Below are 13,705 nucleotides of genomic sequence, written 5' to 3' on the forward strand. Positions count from 1 at the left end.
ACGCTGAAAGCGCAAACGACTTTTTTTCCTATAGTGTCAGCATACCTTTAACTCGCCAATACCTGTATAGGAATAAGACGAGCCTAAACTACGTAATTTAACTCATTTTTTTATTTTGCTTATAGAAATACTATACAAACAATCGTCACAGCATGGTGTCACTGGCATACCGTTGTGTAACCCCATTATGGAAAACGGCCAATTAGCTCGCGTTAACGTGAACCTTTTTAATCAGGTTGATAGGAGCTAATCACCACTCTAGAGGATGTTTGATGAAGTTACGTAAATTAATAGTCGCTAGCTCGATTATCGCAGGGTCGCTGATTTCAAGTTTATCAATAGCCGAGGAAGATACGATTAAGGTTGGGGTATTGCACTCACTTACTGGCACCATGGCCATCAGTGAAACCACCTTAAAAGACACCGTATTAATGATGGTGGAAGAGCAAAACAAGCAAGGTGGTTTGCTTGGAAAGAAACTAGAAGCCGTGGTGGTGGACCCCGCCTCAAACTGGCCGTTATTTGCTGAAAAAGCACGTGAATTAATTGTGCAAGACAAGGTAGACGTTATCTTCGGTGGCTGGACGTCGGTTTCGCGTAAATCTGTGTTACCCGTGGTGGAAGAGCTAAACGGATTGCTGTTTTACCCAGTACAGTACGAAGGTGAAGAGTCGTCTAAAAATGTATTTTACACAGGGGCTGCGCCCAATCAACAAGCCATTCCTGCTGTAGATTACCTCATGAATGACATTGGCGCTGAACGATGGGTATTGCTAGGCACCGATTATGTGTACCCCCGTACGACCAATAAAATTCTCGAAGCTTACTTAAAGGCCAGTGGGGTGAGTGATGAAGACATCATGATTCAATACACACCCTTCGGTCACTCAGATTGGCAAAACATTGTGTCTGATGTGAAGAAGTTTGGTTCCAGTGGCAAGAAAACCGCTGTGGTTTCAACCATCAATGGTGATGCAAATGTACCTTTTTACAAAGAGTTAGGTAACCAAGGTATATCAGCGGAAGACATTCCTGTGGTGGCCTTCTCGGTGGGAGAAGAGGAGCTGTCAGGGTTTGATACTGCGCCACTTGTGGGGCATTTGGCCGCGTGGAATTATTTTCAGAGTATTTATACCGACGCCAACAACGCGTTTATTGATAAGTGGAAGGCCTTTATTGGTGACGAAAACCGGGTAACAAACGACCCAATGGAAGCCACTTATATCGGCTTTACTATGTGGGCTGCCGCCGTGGAACAAACGGGAAGCACTGATGTTAACACAGTGTCAGACGCGTTAATTGGTATGGCGGTACCAAATTTAACTGGCGGAATCGCGGTAATGAATCCTAATCATCACTTGTCGAAGCCGGTGTTTATTGGCGAAATTCAAGATGACGGTCAAGTAGAAGTGGTGTGGGAGACTCCAGGGACAGTGCGAGGTGACGCATGGTCTGATTTCCTGCCAAGTTCTAAAAATTTGATGTCTGACTGGACGGCACCCATGCTATGCGGCAGTTACGATGTTGAAGCTGGTACCTGTACTGGCAGTAAGTAGTGTGTAGTGGGCGGTATTGCCGTCCACCCCAGTGAGTGGCGCTGTTTTCGAATTCGTTGCAGCGCCACGTTTTTTTGCGACGCACTAAGGAATAAACCCATGTTCAAACCTGTGTTGGCATTATTTTTTGTCATCATTCATCTTAGTATTTTTCAGCCCGCTTATGCGCAAGACGTTGTTTTCGATGACATTGTAAAAGCCTTGCCTAAGGCGTCTTTTCGTACCTTACCTGCTACCCTCGATAAAGCTGCTACCCTTGACGATGAACGTGTTGCCACACTATTCGCGCGCTTACTGGAAGGCGATGTGTACTTTCACCCGAAAAATCAGCAAGTGATGTACGTAATTAAAATCCAAGGTGAACGGGTATGGATAGATACACTCACAGAGCAGAATATTGCTCAGCCAAGTGGCGTTAGGCTAAGGAAAGTCCGTGTCAACAACCGTGTGCGAAGCCATATTCGTCAACTCTTGGCCCAACGAAACTTAAGCCATCGTGATGTCACGGTACGGTTACAAGCGTCGCAAAGCCTATTGGCTGATGTTGATTCAATATCAACTAAGGTTATTTCCTCTCGGTTGGAGCAGGAGAAAAACGCCGATATTATTGATGTGTTAACGACCATTACCGCGCTTAAGCAACTTCAAAATGACGACGAGACCGCACAGTTAGGGGCGCTTGAAACCTTGAGGGGAAGCTTATACCCAGAAGTCAGGGTGGCGCTCTTGTCTTTGCAGCGTAACAGCGAGGTCACTGACACAGTTAAGGCGAATGTAGATGCTGCTCTAGCGGGAATAGAGGCGAAGCGCAAATGGTTCGGTTGGGCTGAAACGGCCTTTTTCGGTATTAGCATGGGGTCGGTGCTTTTATTAGCCGCTATTGGCTTATCCATCACTTTTGGGGTGATGGGCGTTATCAATATGGCCCATGGTGAAATGATCATGTTGGGGGCATATACCACCTACGTCATTCAACAAGCCTTCCCTAACCTTATAGAATATTCCTTACTTATGGCCGTGCCCGCTGCCTTCTTAGTCTCTGGTTTAATGGGGGTACTCATTGAGCGCAGTGTTATTCAGTTTTTAAAGGGGCGGCCTCTTGAAACATTACTGGCCACCTTTGGTATTTCTCTGATTTTACAGCAGTTAGTACGTACCGTGTTTTCACCACTAAATCGTCAGGTAGCAAGCCCAGAATGGATGAGTGGTTCATGGCAAATCAATCCAGTGTTTTCTGTTACCTTTAACCGCTTGTATATCATTATATTTTCTTTGGCGGTGTTCTTTTCCTTGCTGCTATTTTTGAAAAAGTCCTCCCTTGGTTTACATGTTCGCGCCGTGGCACAAAATCGCGACATGGCACGGGCGCTCAGTGTAAAGAGCAATTGGGTTGATGCCGCTACCTTTGGGCTAGGTTCTGGAATAGCCGGTGTGGCAGGGGTAGTGTTAAGTCAATTAACCAATGTGGGCCCCAATTTAGGTCAGGCCTATATTATCGATTCTTTCTTAGTGGTGGTATTTGGTGGCGTAGCCAATTTATGGGGCACGCTCGTCTCTGCCATGACCTTAGGGGTTTTAAACAAATTCCTAGAGCCTGTTACAGGCCCAGTATTGGCCACAATTATCGTGTTAGTCGGGTTGGTGTTATTTATTCAAAAGCGCCCAATGGGGCTGTTCCCGCAAAAGGGGAGAGCTGAATAATGATGAACTTCTTCTTTCAACTAAGCAGTGTGCAGCGCGTCGTGTCTGTATTGTTAGTCATGGCCGTGTACGTGGTATTAGCGAACCAGTTATTTTCCCCGGAGTCATTTTTTTACGTCAGCAGCTACTCGGTGAACCTATTGGGTAAATATCTGTGTTACGCCTTGTTGGCGTTAGCACTCGATCTGGTGTGGGGCTATTGCGGCATTTTAAGCCTAGGTCACGGCGCCTTCTTTGCCCTTGGTGGGTATGCCATGGGCATGTACCTGATGCGTCAAATTGGGGATAGAGGCGTATATGGCAACCCAGATTTACCTGATTTCATGGTGTTCTTAAACTGGGAAAGTTTACCTTGGTTTTGGGTGGGGTCAGATAGCTTTTTTTGGGTGATTGCAATGGTGGTACTTGCCCCAGGAATACTGGCGTATGTCTTTGGTGCCATGGCGTTTCGTTCAAGAGTTAGCGGCGTGTACCTTTCGATTATGACGCAAGCGATGACTTACGCACTCATGCTGGCCTTTTTCCGCAATGAGATGGGATTTGGTGGCAACAACGGTATGACTGATTTCAAAGACATTTTAGGGTTTTCATTGCAATCAGATACTACGCGGTTGGTGTTGTTTATTATCACTGTATGCGTATTAGCGGCCGCTTATTATGTGTGTGATCGCATTGTTTCTTCGAAAGCCGGTAAGGTGATCACCGCCATTCGAGATGCAGAAAATAGAGTGCGATTTGTGGGGTACAACAGTGCCAGTTATAAGGTGTTTCTGTTCACCTTTTCTGCCGTGCTTGCCGGCATCGCAGGTGCACTCTACGTACCTCAAGTAGGCATCATTAATCCTGGCGAATTCTCGCCCATAAATTCCATCGAAATCGTTATCTGGGTGGCTATTGGGGGCAGAGGCACCTTATACGGCGCCATTATTGGTGCCATTGTGGTGAGCTTTGCAAAAACAAGGCTGACAGGGATTATGCCTGAGGCCTGGTTATTTGCACTTGGCGGTTTATTTGTCTTAGTCACCTTGTTGTTGCCCAAGGGCTTGGTTGGACTGATTGATCATCGTTTTTCTGTCAAGCGTAAGGTGAATAAGCAGGAGTCAGCCTCATGAAAAGTGCGTTACTGACAGAGAAAAACCCCGCGCCAGATACGCGTCACGGTATGATTTTATACATGGAAAATGTGAGTGTTAGTTTTGATGGTTTCAAAGCACTTAACGATTTGAATTTGTATATCAAAAAAGGTGAGTTGCGTTGTCTTATTGGTGCAAATGGGGCGGGTAAAACTACCCTCATGGATGTCATTACCGGTAAAACCCGCCCCGATACCGGGACGGTAAGTTATGGGCAGCAAATTAATTTGCTACAGCATAACGAAGAGCAAATTGCCCGTTTAGGGATAGGGAGAAAATTCCAAAAACCGACGGTATTTGAGGCCTTAAGCGTCAAAGAAAATTTATACCTCAGCCTAAAAATGGACAAAGGCATTTGGACATCGTTATGGCACGCATTAAGTGCAGAACAACGAGATGATATAGACCAAATTCTGCATACCATCGGCCTTCTTGCTATGCAGCATCGTCAAGCCAGTGAGTTATCCCACGGGCAAAAACAGTGGCTGGAAATTGGTATGTTGCTGGCGGCCAAACCTCAGTTGTTGCTAGTGGATGAACCCGTCGCAGGCATGACAGTGTCGGAAGCAGAGCGCACCGCTGAGCTTTTAACCTCGTTGGCTGGAGAGCACTCAGTGGTGGTCGTAGAACATGACATGGGATTTGTGCGTTCAATTGCGCGCACGGTCACGGTGTTGCATCAAGGTAGCGTATTAGCAGAAGGCACCATGGACGCCATTCAAAGTCATCCGGAAGTGAAAAAGGTATATTTGGGGGAGGAAGGAAATGATTAACGTATCCCAACTGAACCAGCGTTACGGTGGTAGCCAAATATTGTGGGATTTGAACATGGACATAGCGGCCGGTTCCCGCACATGCATTATGGGGCGTAATGGAGTGGGGAAAACCACGCTACTAAAATGCCTCATGGGCATGTTACCCGCAGCCTCTGGCAGTATTACTATCAATCAACAAGACGTCACGCGCGCAAGTATAGAAAGCCGTGCCAATATAGGCGTGGGCTATGTACCACAAGGCCGTCATATTTTTGGTCAGCTTACCGTTGAAGAGAATTTAAAAGTGTCGCTCAATTGTAAGCGCCAAACGTCACGCAGCCTGCCAGAAGACATTTTCGAATACTTCCCTGTGTTAAAAGAAATGCTGCAACGCAGAGGCGGAGATTTATCAGGTGGTCAGCAGCAGCAACTTGCTATTGCCCGTGCCTTAGTGCTTAATCCTAATATGCTTATTTTAGATGAGCCGAATGAAGGCATTCAGCCCAACATTGTTCAGCTGATTCGTGATGTACTATTGCGCTTAAATAAAGAAAAGGGCATGACAATTGTTCTGGTTGAGCAAAAACTGCCCTTTGCTCGCGCGGTTGGCGAACAATTCTACTTAATGGAACGAGGGAAAGTGGTGTCCCATGGTGCGATGCCAGAGCTTAACGATGATTTGGTTAAGCAGTATTTGTCGGTTTAGCAAGGAGTGATAATGACGGCAAGGCCCGCAGCAGCTTACGAACAGTGGCTGGCGCGACTAGAAATGACATTTGCCCACCGGCAACAAAAAACAAAACTGGTGGATACACTGCGGGAAGGCCCGCTCAGTGTACAGCGGGCTTTTTACCCAGAAACCACTGGCGCGGCGCATTTATATTTATTGCATCCGCCAGCCGGTATCGTGTCTGGTGATGAATTGCATGTTGCGGCCACCTTAGAAAAAGATTGCCAAGTACTGCTAACCACCCCGGGAGCCAATCGGTTTTACCGCGCCCGAGAGGCAAAACAAATGGCCAGTAAGCAGTGCCAGTTCAACCGCTTTACTGTTGCAGACAACGCTCACCTTGAATACTTACCCCATGAAACACTGGTTTACACCAACGCCAATGCGTTTAGTCATACCCAGGTGTATTTGGATAAAGGCGCAAGCTACGTAGGTTGGGATATTGCGTGTTTGGGCTTACCTCATATCGACCAACCCTTTTGCAAAGGGCAGTTCACACAAACCTTCAGCCTTTATCACAACCAAGGTATTCGTTTTCATGACCGCCTTGCCATACACGCTAAAGACAGGCTGCATGAATCTCGCATTGGGTTAGCGGGGCACCATGTGGTGGGCACCATGGTGTTATTTAATGGCCATGAAGCGTCATCAAACGAATGGGCAAAAAACGTGTGTAGCTTAATTCGCGGCTGTATTGAAGGACTTAACCTGAGTCATTTCATGTCAGTCACTCAGTTGCAAGGCGTTGTTGTGGTGCGTTATTTAGGTGAGGACAGCGAAGTTTGTCGTGAGGGTTTTGTGCATATTTGGATGCAGACAAGGCCACAGGTGTCTGGTCATTTAGCGGTACCACCACGAATTTGGTACACATAACTGATTAAAAAGAGCGGGAGCAGCTTTTGGAACTATTACCCAGAGAGAAAGACAAGCTATTGTTATTTACCGCCGGACTACTGGCCGAGCGACGTTTAAACAGAGGCTTAAAACTCAATTACCCCGAAGCGATTGCATTTATTTCAATGGCCATTTTAGAAGGCGCACGAGATGGAAAGTCTGTCGCTGAACTGATGGATTATGGGCGTACCGTATTAAGCGCCGAGCAAGTGATGGAAGGTGTACCTGAGATGATTCACGATGTTCAGGTAGAAGCCACATTTGCAGATGGCACCAAATTGGTGACCGTTCACGACCCTATAGTGTAGGAGAATGCGATGATCCCCGGCGAGATATTCACAGACGAAAGTGATATAGCACTCAATCAAGGTCTACCTGAAACCAGCGTGGTTGTGGTTAATCATGGCGATAGGCCAATACAGGTGGGATCCCATTATCATTTCTATGAGGTGAATCCGGCGCTGCATTTCGACCGCCAAGCCACCAAAGGACTGCGATTAAATATTACCGCAGGCACTGCAGTGCGTTTCGAACCTGGTCAGAAACGTACGGTAAGTTTAGTGCCTTTTGGTGGCTCAAAATCCATTTATGGGTTTCGTGGTGATGTGATGGGAAAATTGGAGCAAGAGCATGACTAAAATAGACCGTAACGCCTATGCACACATGTTTGGCCCAACCACCGGCGATAGGGTTCGTTTAGCGGACACCGACATTATTATCGAGGTAGAAAAGGACTACACCTGCTATGGCGATGAAGTGAAGTTTGGTGGCGGTAAGGTTATTCGCGATGGCATGGGGCAGGGGCAGCTCAGCTGCGCAGAAACGCCAGATTTAGTCATTACCAATGCGCTCATTTTAGATTACTGGGGCATTGTGAAAGCCGATGTGGCCATTAACGATGGCCGTATTCAAGCCATTGGCAAAGCCGGTAATCCCGACGTGCAAAACGGCGTGACTATTCCTATTGGCGCGGGCACAGAGATTATAGCGGGAGAAGGGCAAATACTGACGGCAGGCGGCATTGATGCACACGTGCACTTCATTTGCCCTCAGCAGGTAGATGAAGCCTTAATGTCAGGAGTGACCACCATGATAGGTGGCGGCACAGGCCCGGCTACTGGGACGAAAGCCACCACATGCACACCTGGGCCTTGGAATATTGAAAAAATGATGCTTTCAACTCAGGATATGCCAATGAACTTTGGCTTTTTGGGCAAAGGAAACGCGAGTTTACCGAAAGCATTGGAAGAGCAAATTGAAGCGGGTGTTTGTGGTCTTAAATTGCATGAAGATTGGGGAACCACTCCTGCATCAATAGATAACTGCCTAACCGTAGCCGACCGTTACGATGTGCAAATTGCCATTCACACCGATACATTAAATGAAGCCGGGTTTATGGAAGATACTTTAGCGGCATTTAAAGGCAGAACGATTCATACTTATCACACCGAGGGTGCGGGTGGCGGGCATTCCCCAGATATTATTCGTGCTTGTGGTGAAGCCAATGTGTTGCCGTCATCCACAAATCCAACACGGCCTTATACCGTTAATACCGTTGACGAGCATTTAGACATGCTAATGGTTTGTCACCACCTCGACCCTTCTATTCCTGAAGATGTGGCCTTTGCTGACTCACGAATTCGCAAGGAAAGTATCGCGGCCGAAGATATTCTACAAGACCTAGGCGCAATCAGCATGATTGCCTCTGACAGTCAGGCCATGGGACGCATAGGTGAAATGATTTGTCGAACATGGCAAACCGCCCACAAAATGAAAGTGCAGCGGGGGCCGCTACCACAAGACTCTGACAGGAATGACAATTATCGTGCGCGTCGTTACGTGGCCAAATACACCATCAACCCGGCGATAAGCCATGGTATCGACAGCGAAGTGGGTTCTATTGAAGTAGGTAAACTGGCCGACCTTGTACTGTGGAAGCCCGCCTTCTTTGGGATTAAGCCCAGTTTGATCTTGAAGTCAGGTTTTATTGCAGCCGCACCTATGGGCGATCCCAACGCCTCTATTCCTACACCACAACCCGTCTATTATCGACCCATGTTCGGTAGTCTTGGCGGTGCCGCAGCCTCATTGTCTGTGACCTTTGTGTCACAGGCATCAATGGATAACAACATAGCAGAAAAATACGGGATACGCCGGCCACTTGTGGCATGTAAAAACACAAGGAATATTGGTAAAGGAGATATGAAACTCAACGATTGGCAGCCACACATTGAGGTGGATGCGCAAACCTATGAAGTACGCGCAAATGGTGAATTACTTACCTGTGAACCTATGGAAGTATTGCCCTTAGCACAGCGCTATAGTTTGTTTTAAGAGAAGTATATGTTAACGATTTCAGAAAGGTTGGGTCATTATCATGGTGATGCCGACGATACCATAACCCTAGATTTTGATACGCGGCAAAAAGCGCGAATTAAAGTGACAACCGACAAGGGCGTGCCGGTCGGCATTTTTATAGCGCGAGGGAAGCCCTTACGCGTGGGTGAGCACTTGCGCAGCGAATGCGGCAAAGTGATTAAGGTGATAGGTGCCCTTGAAGCTGTTACCACAGCAAGTACAGACGACTGGCACACCTTTTCAAAAGTGTGTTATCACTTGGGTAACCGCCATACTCGCTTACAAGTTGGTGAACGCTGGTTAAGGTTTAAACCCGATCATGTGCTTAGCGAATTAGTGCAGCGTTACCATCTCAGTGTGAGTGACGCACCTGCGGTATTCGACCCTGAAAGTGGCGCCTATCAAAGTGGCGAACATCACCACCATCATGACTGATCTTTCAATGCTTCAGTGCGCAAGGTTGCTGCAATTATGCAGTGCGAATTTGCCGGTGGGAGGGTTCTCCTTTTCACAAGGTTTAGAGCAAGCGGTAGAGCGTGGGTGGGTAACGACATCTGATGCACTAGAGAATTGGGTAGCTGTGCTGCTAGAAGGCAGCGTCGCCAATGCCGATGTCCCTTTGTTGATGCAGCAATTTCGCGCAATAGACGCTCACGACCAAACGCTATTTTTAGACACCGACGATTGGATTGCGGCTACCCGAGAAAGTGAAGAAATTTTACTGGCCGAGCAAGCCATGGGAAAAGCGTTACGTAGGTTGTTGCGCAATTTAGTAAACAAAGAAGACAGTCTGGCCGCGCACTGGGTTAATCAGCTAAATGCCCATTGTTTTATTAGTCAATTTGCCTTGGCCTCACATGTTTTTGGCTTATCACTTGATGCCTGTCTAAGTGGTTATGTGTGGACCCTTATTGATAATCAGGTGGCTGCGGGCACAAAACTCATCCCGTTAGGACAAACCGACGGCCAAAATTTACTGTTTCGCTTAACCACAAAAATTACACCATGTATTGAGAGTGCCAAACACGTGCAGCAAGACCAAATTGGACAGTCTATGCCGTCGTTGGCCATGGCAAGTGCATGGCATGAACAACAATATTCAAGATTATTCCGTTCTTAGAGGAAACCTTATGCAAAAACAGACATTGCGTGTTGGTGTGGGTGGCCCAGTGGGGTCTGGAAAGACAGCGCTACTGCGTTCGTTATGCCTCGCTATGCGTGAAAAGTACAACATGGCCGTAGTGACCAATGATATTTATACTCACGAAGACGCCCAGTTCCTAACCAAACATGACGCACTTGAAGCCGATCGTATTATCGGTGTAGAAACCGGGGGTTGCCCCCACACGGCTATTCGAGAAGACGCCTCAATGAATCTTGCTGCCATTGATGAATTGCAATCTCGCCATGAGAATTTGGATTTTGTCTTGGTAGAAAGTGGCGGTGACAATCTCAGTGCCACCTTTAGCCCAGAACTCTCCGACTTAACGCTTTATGTGATTGATGTTTCAGCCGGGGATAAAATCCCCCGCAAAGGTGGGCCGGGTATTACCAAGTCTGATTTACTTATCATCAATAAGATAGACATTGCTGACATGGTGGGAGCCTCACTAGACGTGATGGATACGGATACAAAGCGCATGCGCGGCGATAAACCTTTTGTATTCACTAATTTAAAAGCAGGTGAAGGATTGGCTGATATCATCAACTTTATAGAAGTTGAAGGCATGTTGGTTAAATCTTAATTAAGGAAAGACAATGAAAAAACAACTTCTATTGATTGCAGCGCTATTCTCTAGTGCAACGTTAGCCCATGATGATCATTACCTAAATACCACCGTTCATGAGTATTACCATATCGCGTTTTACGTTTTGTCTGTGCTGGTTGCCATTAAAGGTGTGCAATGGTTGGGGAATAAGCTAAGAAAACGCCTGCAACACAAGTAGCGGGTGGATGGCGTAAGGTTGCCACGCTATACATTGAATAATAGAGCGTGGCACCTATCGTGACTGGTCATTATGATGACCTTTGGGTCTGTTTCTAGCGGCTAAGCCTTAGTGTAAAACACGTCCCTACGCCACATACATGAAGGTTAGTATTCGTAACGTAAGTATGCCAGTACAGTGTCTTCGTCAGAATATTTGTTGTATTCCGTGCCAATAGCAAACTTATCCCAATTGTATTTTACACCCAGTTTGTAGGCTTTTTGATTGTCGCCATCATCCCAATTTTGCCATTCTAGACCACCATAAAACTCCAGTTGCGTTGTTACCTTATGGCGGAGGTTAGATTCAACAATATAGTAATGGGTTCCTCCCTCCCAATTTTCTGCTTCGTTGCTAACCCCTAAATCTACATCACCGTACCCTAGCTGATAATCGATGGTCGTGCGTGCATTGATATGTTGGATGTAGCCAAGTGTAGCAACAAGACGTTGGGCATCTAAACGTATACCAGTGGCATCATCGTTAACGTCAGAGTAGGTGCCTTCAATGAAAAAGTTATCGCTAAAGGCATAACTACTTTTTAATTCGAAGCCCTTGAGTGTAAAGTCATCTAAATCGGCTATGTCACTTTGTACATAGCCCACTTGGCTGTAGGTATAGGTTGGCGTCATATCGTTAGCGAAGACGGCAAAAGGCGCGGTAAGTAGTGCGGCGGTAGCGGTAAGGTGTTTTAACATGTTTCATTTCCCTGTTGGTTAAATTCAGGGGTAGTGTAGAGTTGGGAAGGTGAATGCAAAGTGAACTAAAGTTGAATGGGAATTAACGTCAATAACCCTTGAAATAGAAGGGGCTATACGTTTTGAACGGGTAGGGCACGTTAGTGTATCAAGAGGAAAATATTGGAAGTGAGACTTCAATAACGGCGATTTTCCACTACACTCAATAGTAGCGAGCTACTTTTGCGTGGTACGTTTTCGCCATAAATTCAACTCATAACACCCTATAACAGGTGACACGAAAACACCTGTTATAGCAGGGTTGTTGTACCAGCTGTAAAGGAATCGCAGATTTATGAACCAAGGCTTGCAACGCTTCCTTGCACGCATATTTGTTTCACTTACGTTAACTGTAATTAGCCTCAATGCTTATGCAAGTTGCAACGCAGTTTCGCCCACAGGTACACCGCTAAATCAGCCTTACACATTGAAAATCGGTCTACAACGTTTAACGCTTGAGTGCGATATTTCAGCCCCGGTTATCCTCAGTTTTACCCGCGACCACATTACGTACAGCCAATTGTATACCCAGGATCTGATAAGTGTGGAAGCCTTAACTGGGTCTCGAAAAGCTTTTTTTATTCCCCAAGGACGACACACCTTTTATTTGGATTTAAGTGCGCAGGTGCCTGCGCCCTTTGCGCCCTCCGTACAGAGTGTGGCGCAATATCAACGCTTCTCAACCGTGCATACCCTCACCCTTAGTGGTTTCGTGGGCTTTTGCTTGGCGCTCACGTTATACGTGGGAATGCTAGGAAACAGCGTGCGCAATATGGGGTTTTACTCTTACAGTTTTTATATTTTAAGTGCAGCCATTTTCTTCACGCTACAAGAAGGGCTATTTAACATCGGTTTCGAAGACCTTTCCGTGCTTAATAGCGTGCACTTACATTTGTTTTTTGTGGGCGTGACGGTGTTTGCTGCAGTGCGCTTCCTCGACCAACTTCTGGATTTAAAAGTGCTGCTGCGACAATGGCAGCGAAATCTACTTTTATACCTCTCTTACATCGCTTTAGGGTTAGCGTTTTTACAACTTCCCTTCGGGTTTAACGCAGCGGTGCTCGTCAATATGGGCTTTAGTGTGGTCACACTGCTCATTATGGCTATTGTGCTCGCTGCAGCCATTTACGCCGTTGTGAGAAAAGTACATTGCTCACGCTTAGTATTGGCGGGGCTAAGTATTGTGGTTTTGGCGATGCTCGCGCGTTTCACATTGGACAACATCAGTCCTTTTTTACAGCGTTACGGGCTTATTATTGGGATCACCATTGAAGCCTTTATTTTTGCCATTGCCACGGCGAAAAAAGTGAAAAAACTAGATGAAGATAGGCTAACTGCTTATCGAAAAGCTTCTATGGATACTCTGTGTTCGGTGATGAATAGAAGCGGTTGGGAAGGGTTTGCCAAAGAACTGGTAGACACCCACAAACGTGAAGGCGGCTACTTAACCGTGTTGTTTGTGGATGTGGACAACTTCAAGCGAATTAACGATAAATATGGACATAACGCCGGCGATACTGTTTTGCAGGTTATTGCGAAAATAGTCACAAATAGGTGCCGAGAACAAGATGCGGTGGGCCGAATAGGCGGCGATGAATTTGTCATCTTAAGCCACTGTTTTAGTGAAGGCCAATCTCAGCGCCTTGCAGAGCGCATTATTAAGGGTTTAGAGGGGAGAGACGTGAAAACGGCTAACTGCCTTGTGCCCGTGTCTGCCAGTGTTGGGGTGTTTATTACCAGTGAGCCTTCTGTGAAACTAGACACCCTAATTCAGCAGGCCGATGCCAACATGTACAAAGCAAAAGAGCGGCGTCGCAGAAAGAAATAAGGGCACCCTTGGTACCCTTTACTTTAC

The 13,705-nt window shown here is 46.6% G+C and carries 15 protein-coding genes; 14 read left to right on the forward strand and 1 reads right to left on the reverse strand.

Features of this window, described 5'->3' with window-relative positions; genetic code table 11:
* Nucleotides 1-272 precede the first annotated feature (272 nt).
* From urtA to IUA53_RS00880, 13 genes are all read left to right on the forward strand, one after another.
* Complete coding sequence (gene urtA, locus IUA53_RS00820; RefSeq protein WP_196897950.1) at nt 273-1,556, forward strand: urea ABC transporter substrate-binding protein; 1,284 nt, start codon at nt 273-275, stop codon at nt 1,554-1,556.
* Nucleotides 1,557-1,655: 99 nt separating this feature from the next.
* On the forward strand, nt 1,656-3,257 hold the full coding sequence (urtB, locus tag IUA53_RS00825) for an urea ABC transporter permease subunit UrtB (protein WP_196897952.1): 1,602 nt from the start codon (nt 1,656-1,658) through the stop codon (nt 3,255-3,257).
* Nucleotides 3,257-4,369, forward strand: coding sequence for an urea ABC transporter permease subunit UrtC (gene urtC / locus IUA53_RS00830; protein WP_196897954.1), 1,113 nt, complete (start codon nt 3,257-3,259; stop codon nt 4,367-4,369). The genes urtB and urtC overlap by 1 nt, the downstream gene beginning before the upstream one ends.
* The gene (urtD, locus tag IUA53_RS00835) at nt 4,366-5,163 is read left to right on the forward strand and encodes an urea ABC transporter ATP-binding protein UrtD (RefSeq protein WP_196897956.1); all 798 of its coding nucleotides are present in this window, start codon (nt 4,366-4,368) and stop codon (nt 5,161-5,163) included. Before urtC ends, urtD begins: the two co-directional genes overlap by 4 nt.
* Nucleotides 5,156-5,851: an urea ABC transporter ATP-binding subunit UrtE gene (gene urtE / locus IUA53_RS00840; RefSeq protein WP_044055522.1), complete on the forward strand. Its 696-nt coding sequence runs from the start codon at nt 5,156-5,158 to the stop codon at nt 5,849-5,851. Before urtD ends, urtE begins: the two co-directional genes overlap by 8 nt.
* Before the next feature lie 12 nt (nt 5,852-5,863).
* On the forward strand, nt 5,864-6,748 hold the full coding sequence (locus tag IUA53_RS00845; protein WP_196897958.1) for an urease accessory protein UreD: 885 nt from the start codon (nt 5,864-5,866) through the stop codon (nt 6,746-6,748).
* A gap of 26 nt (nt 6,749-6,774) precedes the next feature.
* Nucleotides 6,775-7,077, forward strand: coding sequence for an urease subunit gamma (gene ureA, locus IUA53_RS00850; RefSeq protein WP_044055524.1), 303 nt, complete (start codon nt 6,775-6,777; stop codon nt 7,075-7,077).
* A 9-nt stretch (nt 7,078-7,086) separates the two neighbouring features.
* Complete coding sequence (locus IUA53_RS00855; protein ID WP_044055525.1) at nt 7,087-7,407, forward strand: urease subunit beta; 321 nt, start codon at nt 7,087-7,089, stop codon at nt 7,405-7,407.
* A complete protein-coding gene (gene ureC, locus IUA53_RS00860) occupies nt 7,400-9,103 on the forward strand; it encodes an urease subunit alpha (protein ID WP_044055526.1) in 1,704 nt (567 codons plus the stop codon). Before IUA53_RS00855 ends, ureC begins: the two co-directional genes overlap by 8 nt.
* 9 nt (nt 9,104-9,112) lie before the next feature.
* On the forward strand, nt 9,113-9,562 hold the full coding sequence (gene ureE / locus IUA53_RS00865; RefSeq protein WP_196897960.1) for an urease accessory protein UreE: 450 nt from the start codon (nt 9,113-9,115) through the stop codon (nt 9,560-9,562).
* Nucleotides 9,555-10,247: an urease accessory protein UreF gene (locus tag IUA53_RS00870; RefSeq protein WP_044055528.1), complete on the forward strand. Its 693-nt coding sequence runs from the start codon at nt 9,555-9,557 to the stop codon at nt 10,245-10,247. Before ureE ends, IUA53_RS00870 begins: the two co-directional genes overlap by 8 nt.
* A gap of 10 nt (nt 10,248-10,257) precedes the next feature.
* The gene (ureG, locus tag IUA53_RS00875) at nt 10,258-10,872 is read left to right on the forward strand and encodes an urease accessory protein UreG (RefSeq protein WP_044055529.1); all 615 of its coding nucleotides are present in this window, start codon (nt 10,258-10,260) and stop codon (nt 10,870-10,872) included.
* Nucleotides 10,873-10,885: 13 nt separating this feature from the next.
* Nucleotides 10,886-11,074 carry a hypothetical protein gene (locus tag IUA53_RS00880; RefSeq protein ID WP_044055530.1) on the forward strand — a complete coding sequence of 63 codons (189 nt, stop codon included), beginning with the start codon at nt 10,886-10,888 and terminating at the stop codon, nt 11,072-11,074.
* A gap of 146 nt (nt 11,075-11,220) precedes the next feature.
* Here IUA53_RS00880 and IUA53_RS00885 read toward each other — a convergent pair whose 3' ends face one another.
* Entirely contained in the window at nt 11,221-11,811 is a 591-nt protein-coding gene (locus IUA53_RS00885) for a hypothetical protein (protein ID WP_044445929.1), read from the reverse strand.
* A 334-nt stretch (nt 11,812-12,145) separates the two neighbouring features.
* Here IUA53_RS00885 and IUA53_RS00890 point away from each other — a divergent pair, with 334 nt between their 5' ends.
* Nucleotides 12,146-13,678, forward strand: coding sequence for a sensor domain-containing diguanylate cyclase (locus IUA53_RS00890; RefSeq protein ID WP_044445930.1), 1,533 nt, complete (start codon nt 12,146-12,148; stop codon nt 13,676-13,678).
* Nucleotides 13,679-13,705 lie beyond the last annotated feature (27 nt).

It is taken from the genome of Alteromonas sp. B31-7 (genome assembly GCF_015767655.1).
Taxonomy (GTDB): domain Bacteria; phylum Pseudomonadota; class Gammaproteobacteria; order Enterobacterales; family Alteromonadaceae; genus Alteromonas; species Alteromonas australica.

What these genes read in the sequence shown, in the direction of transcription:
- urtA (WP_196897950.1), top strand. Translation starts at nt 273, where the DNA reads ATGAAGTTACGTAAATTAATAGTCGCTAGCTCGATTATCGCAGGGTCG.
- urtB (WP_196897952.1), top strand. Translation starts at nt 1,656, where the DNA reads ATGTTCAAACCTGTGTTGGCATTATTTTTTGTCATCATTCATCTTAGT.
- urtC (WP_196897954.1), top strand. Translation starts at nt 3,257, where the DNA reads ATGATGAACTTCTTCTTTCAACTAAGCAGTGTGCAGCGCGTCGTGTCT.
- urtD (WP_196897956.1), top strand. Translation starts at nt 4,366, where the DNA reads ATGAAAAGTGCGTTACTGACAGAGAAAAACCCCGCGCCAGATACGCGT.
- urtE (WP_044055522.1), top strand. Translation starts at nt 5,156, where the DNA reads ATGATTAACGTATCCCAACTGAACCAGCGTTACGGTGGTAGCCAAATA.
- IUA53_RS00845 (WP_196897958.1), top strand. Translation starts at nt 5,864, where the DNA reads ATGACGGCAAGGCCCGCAGCAGCTTACGAACAGTGGCTGGCGCGACTA.
- IUA53_RS00855 (WP_044055525.1), top strand. Translation starts at nt 7,087, where the DNA reads ATGATCCCCGGCGAGATATTCACAGACGAAAGTGATATAGCACTCAAT.
- ureC (WP_044055526.1), top strand. Translation starts at nt 7,400, where the DNA reads ATGACTAAAATAGACCGTAACGCCTATGCACACATGTTTGGCCCAACC.
- ureE (WP_196897960.1), top strand. Translation starts at nt 9,113, where the DNA reads ATGTTAACGATTTCAGAAAGGTTGGGTCATTATCATGGTGATGCCGAC.
- IUA53_RS00870 (WP_044055528.1), top strand. Translation starts at nt 9,555, where the DNA reads ATGACTGATCTTTCAATGCTTCAGTGCGCAAGGTTGCTGCAATTATGC.
- ureG (WP_044055529.1), top strand. Translation starts at nt 10,258, where the DNA reads ATGCAAAAACAGACATTGCGTGTTGGTGTGGGTGGCCCAGTGGGGTCT.
- IUA53_RS00880 (WP_044055530.1), top strand. Translation starts at nt 10,886, where the DNA reads ATGAAAAAACAACTTCTATTGATTGCAGCGCTATTCTCTAGTGCAACG.
- IUA53_RS00885 (WP_044445929.1), bottom strand. Translation starts at nt 11,811, where the DNA reads ATGTTAAAACACCTTACCGCTACCGCCGCACTACTTACCGCGCCTTTT.
- IUA53_RS00890 (WP_044445930.1), top strand. Translation starts at nt 12,146, where the DNA reads ATGAACCAAGGCTTGCAACGCTTCCTTGCACGCATATTTGTTTCACTT.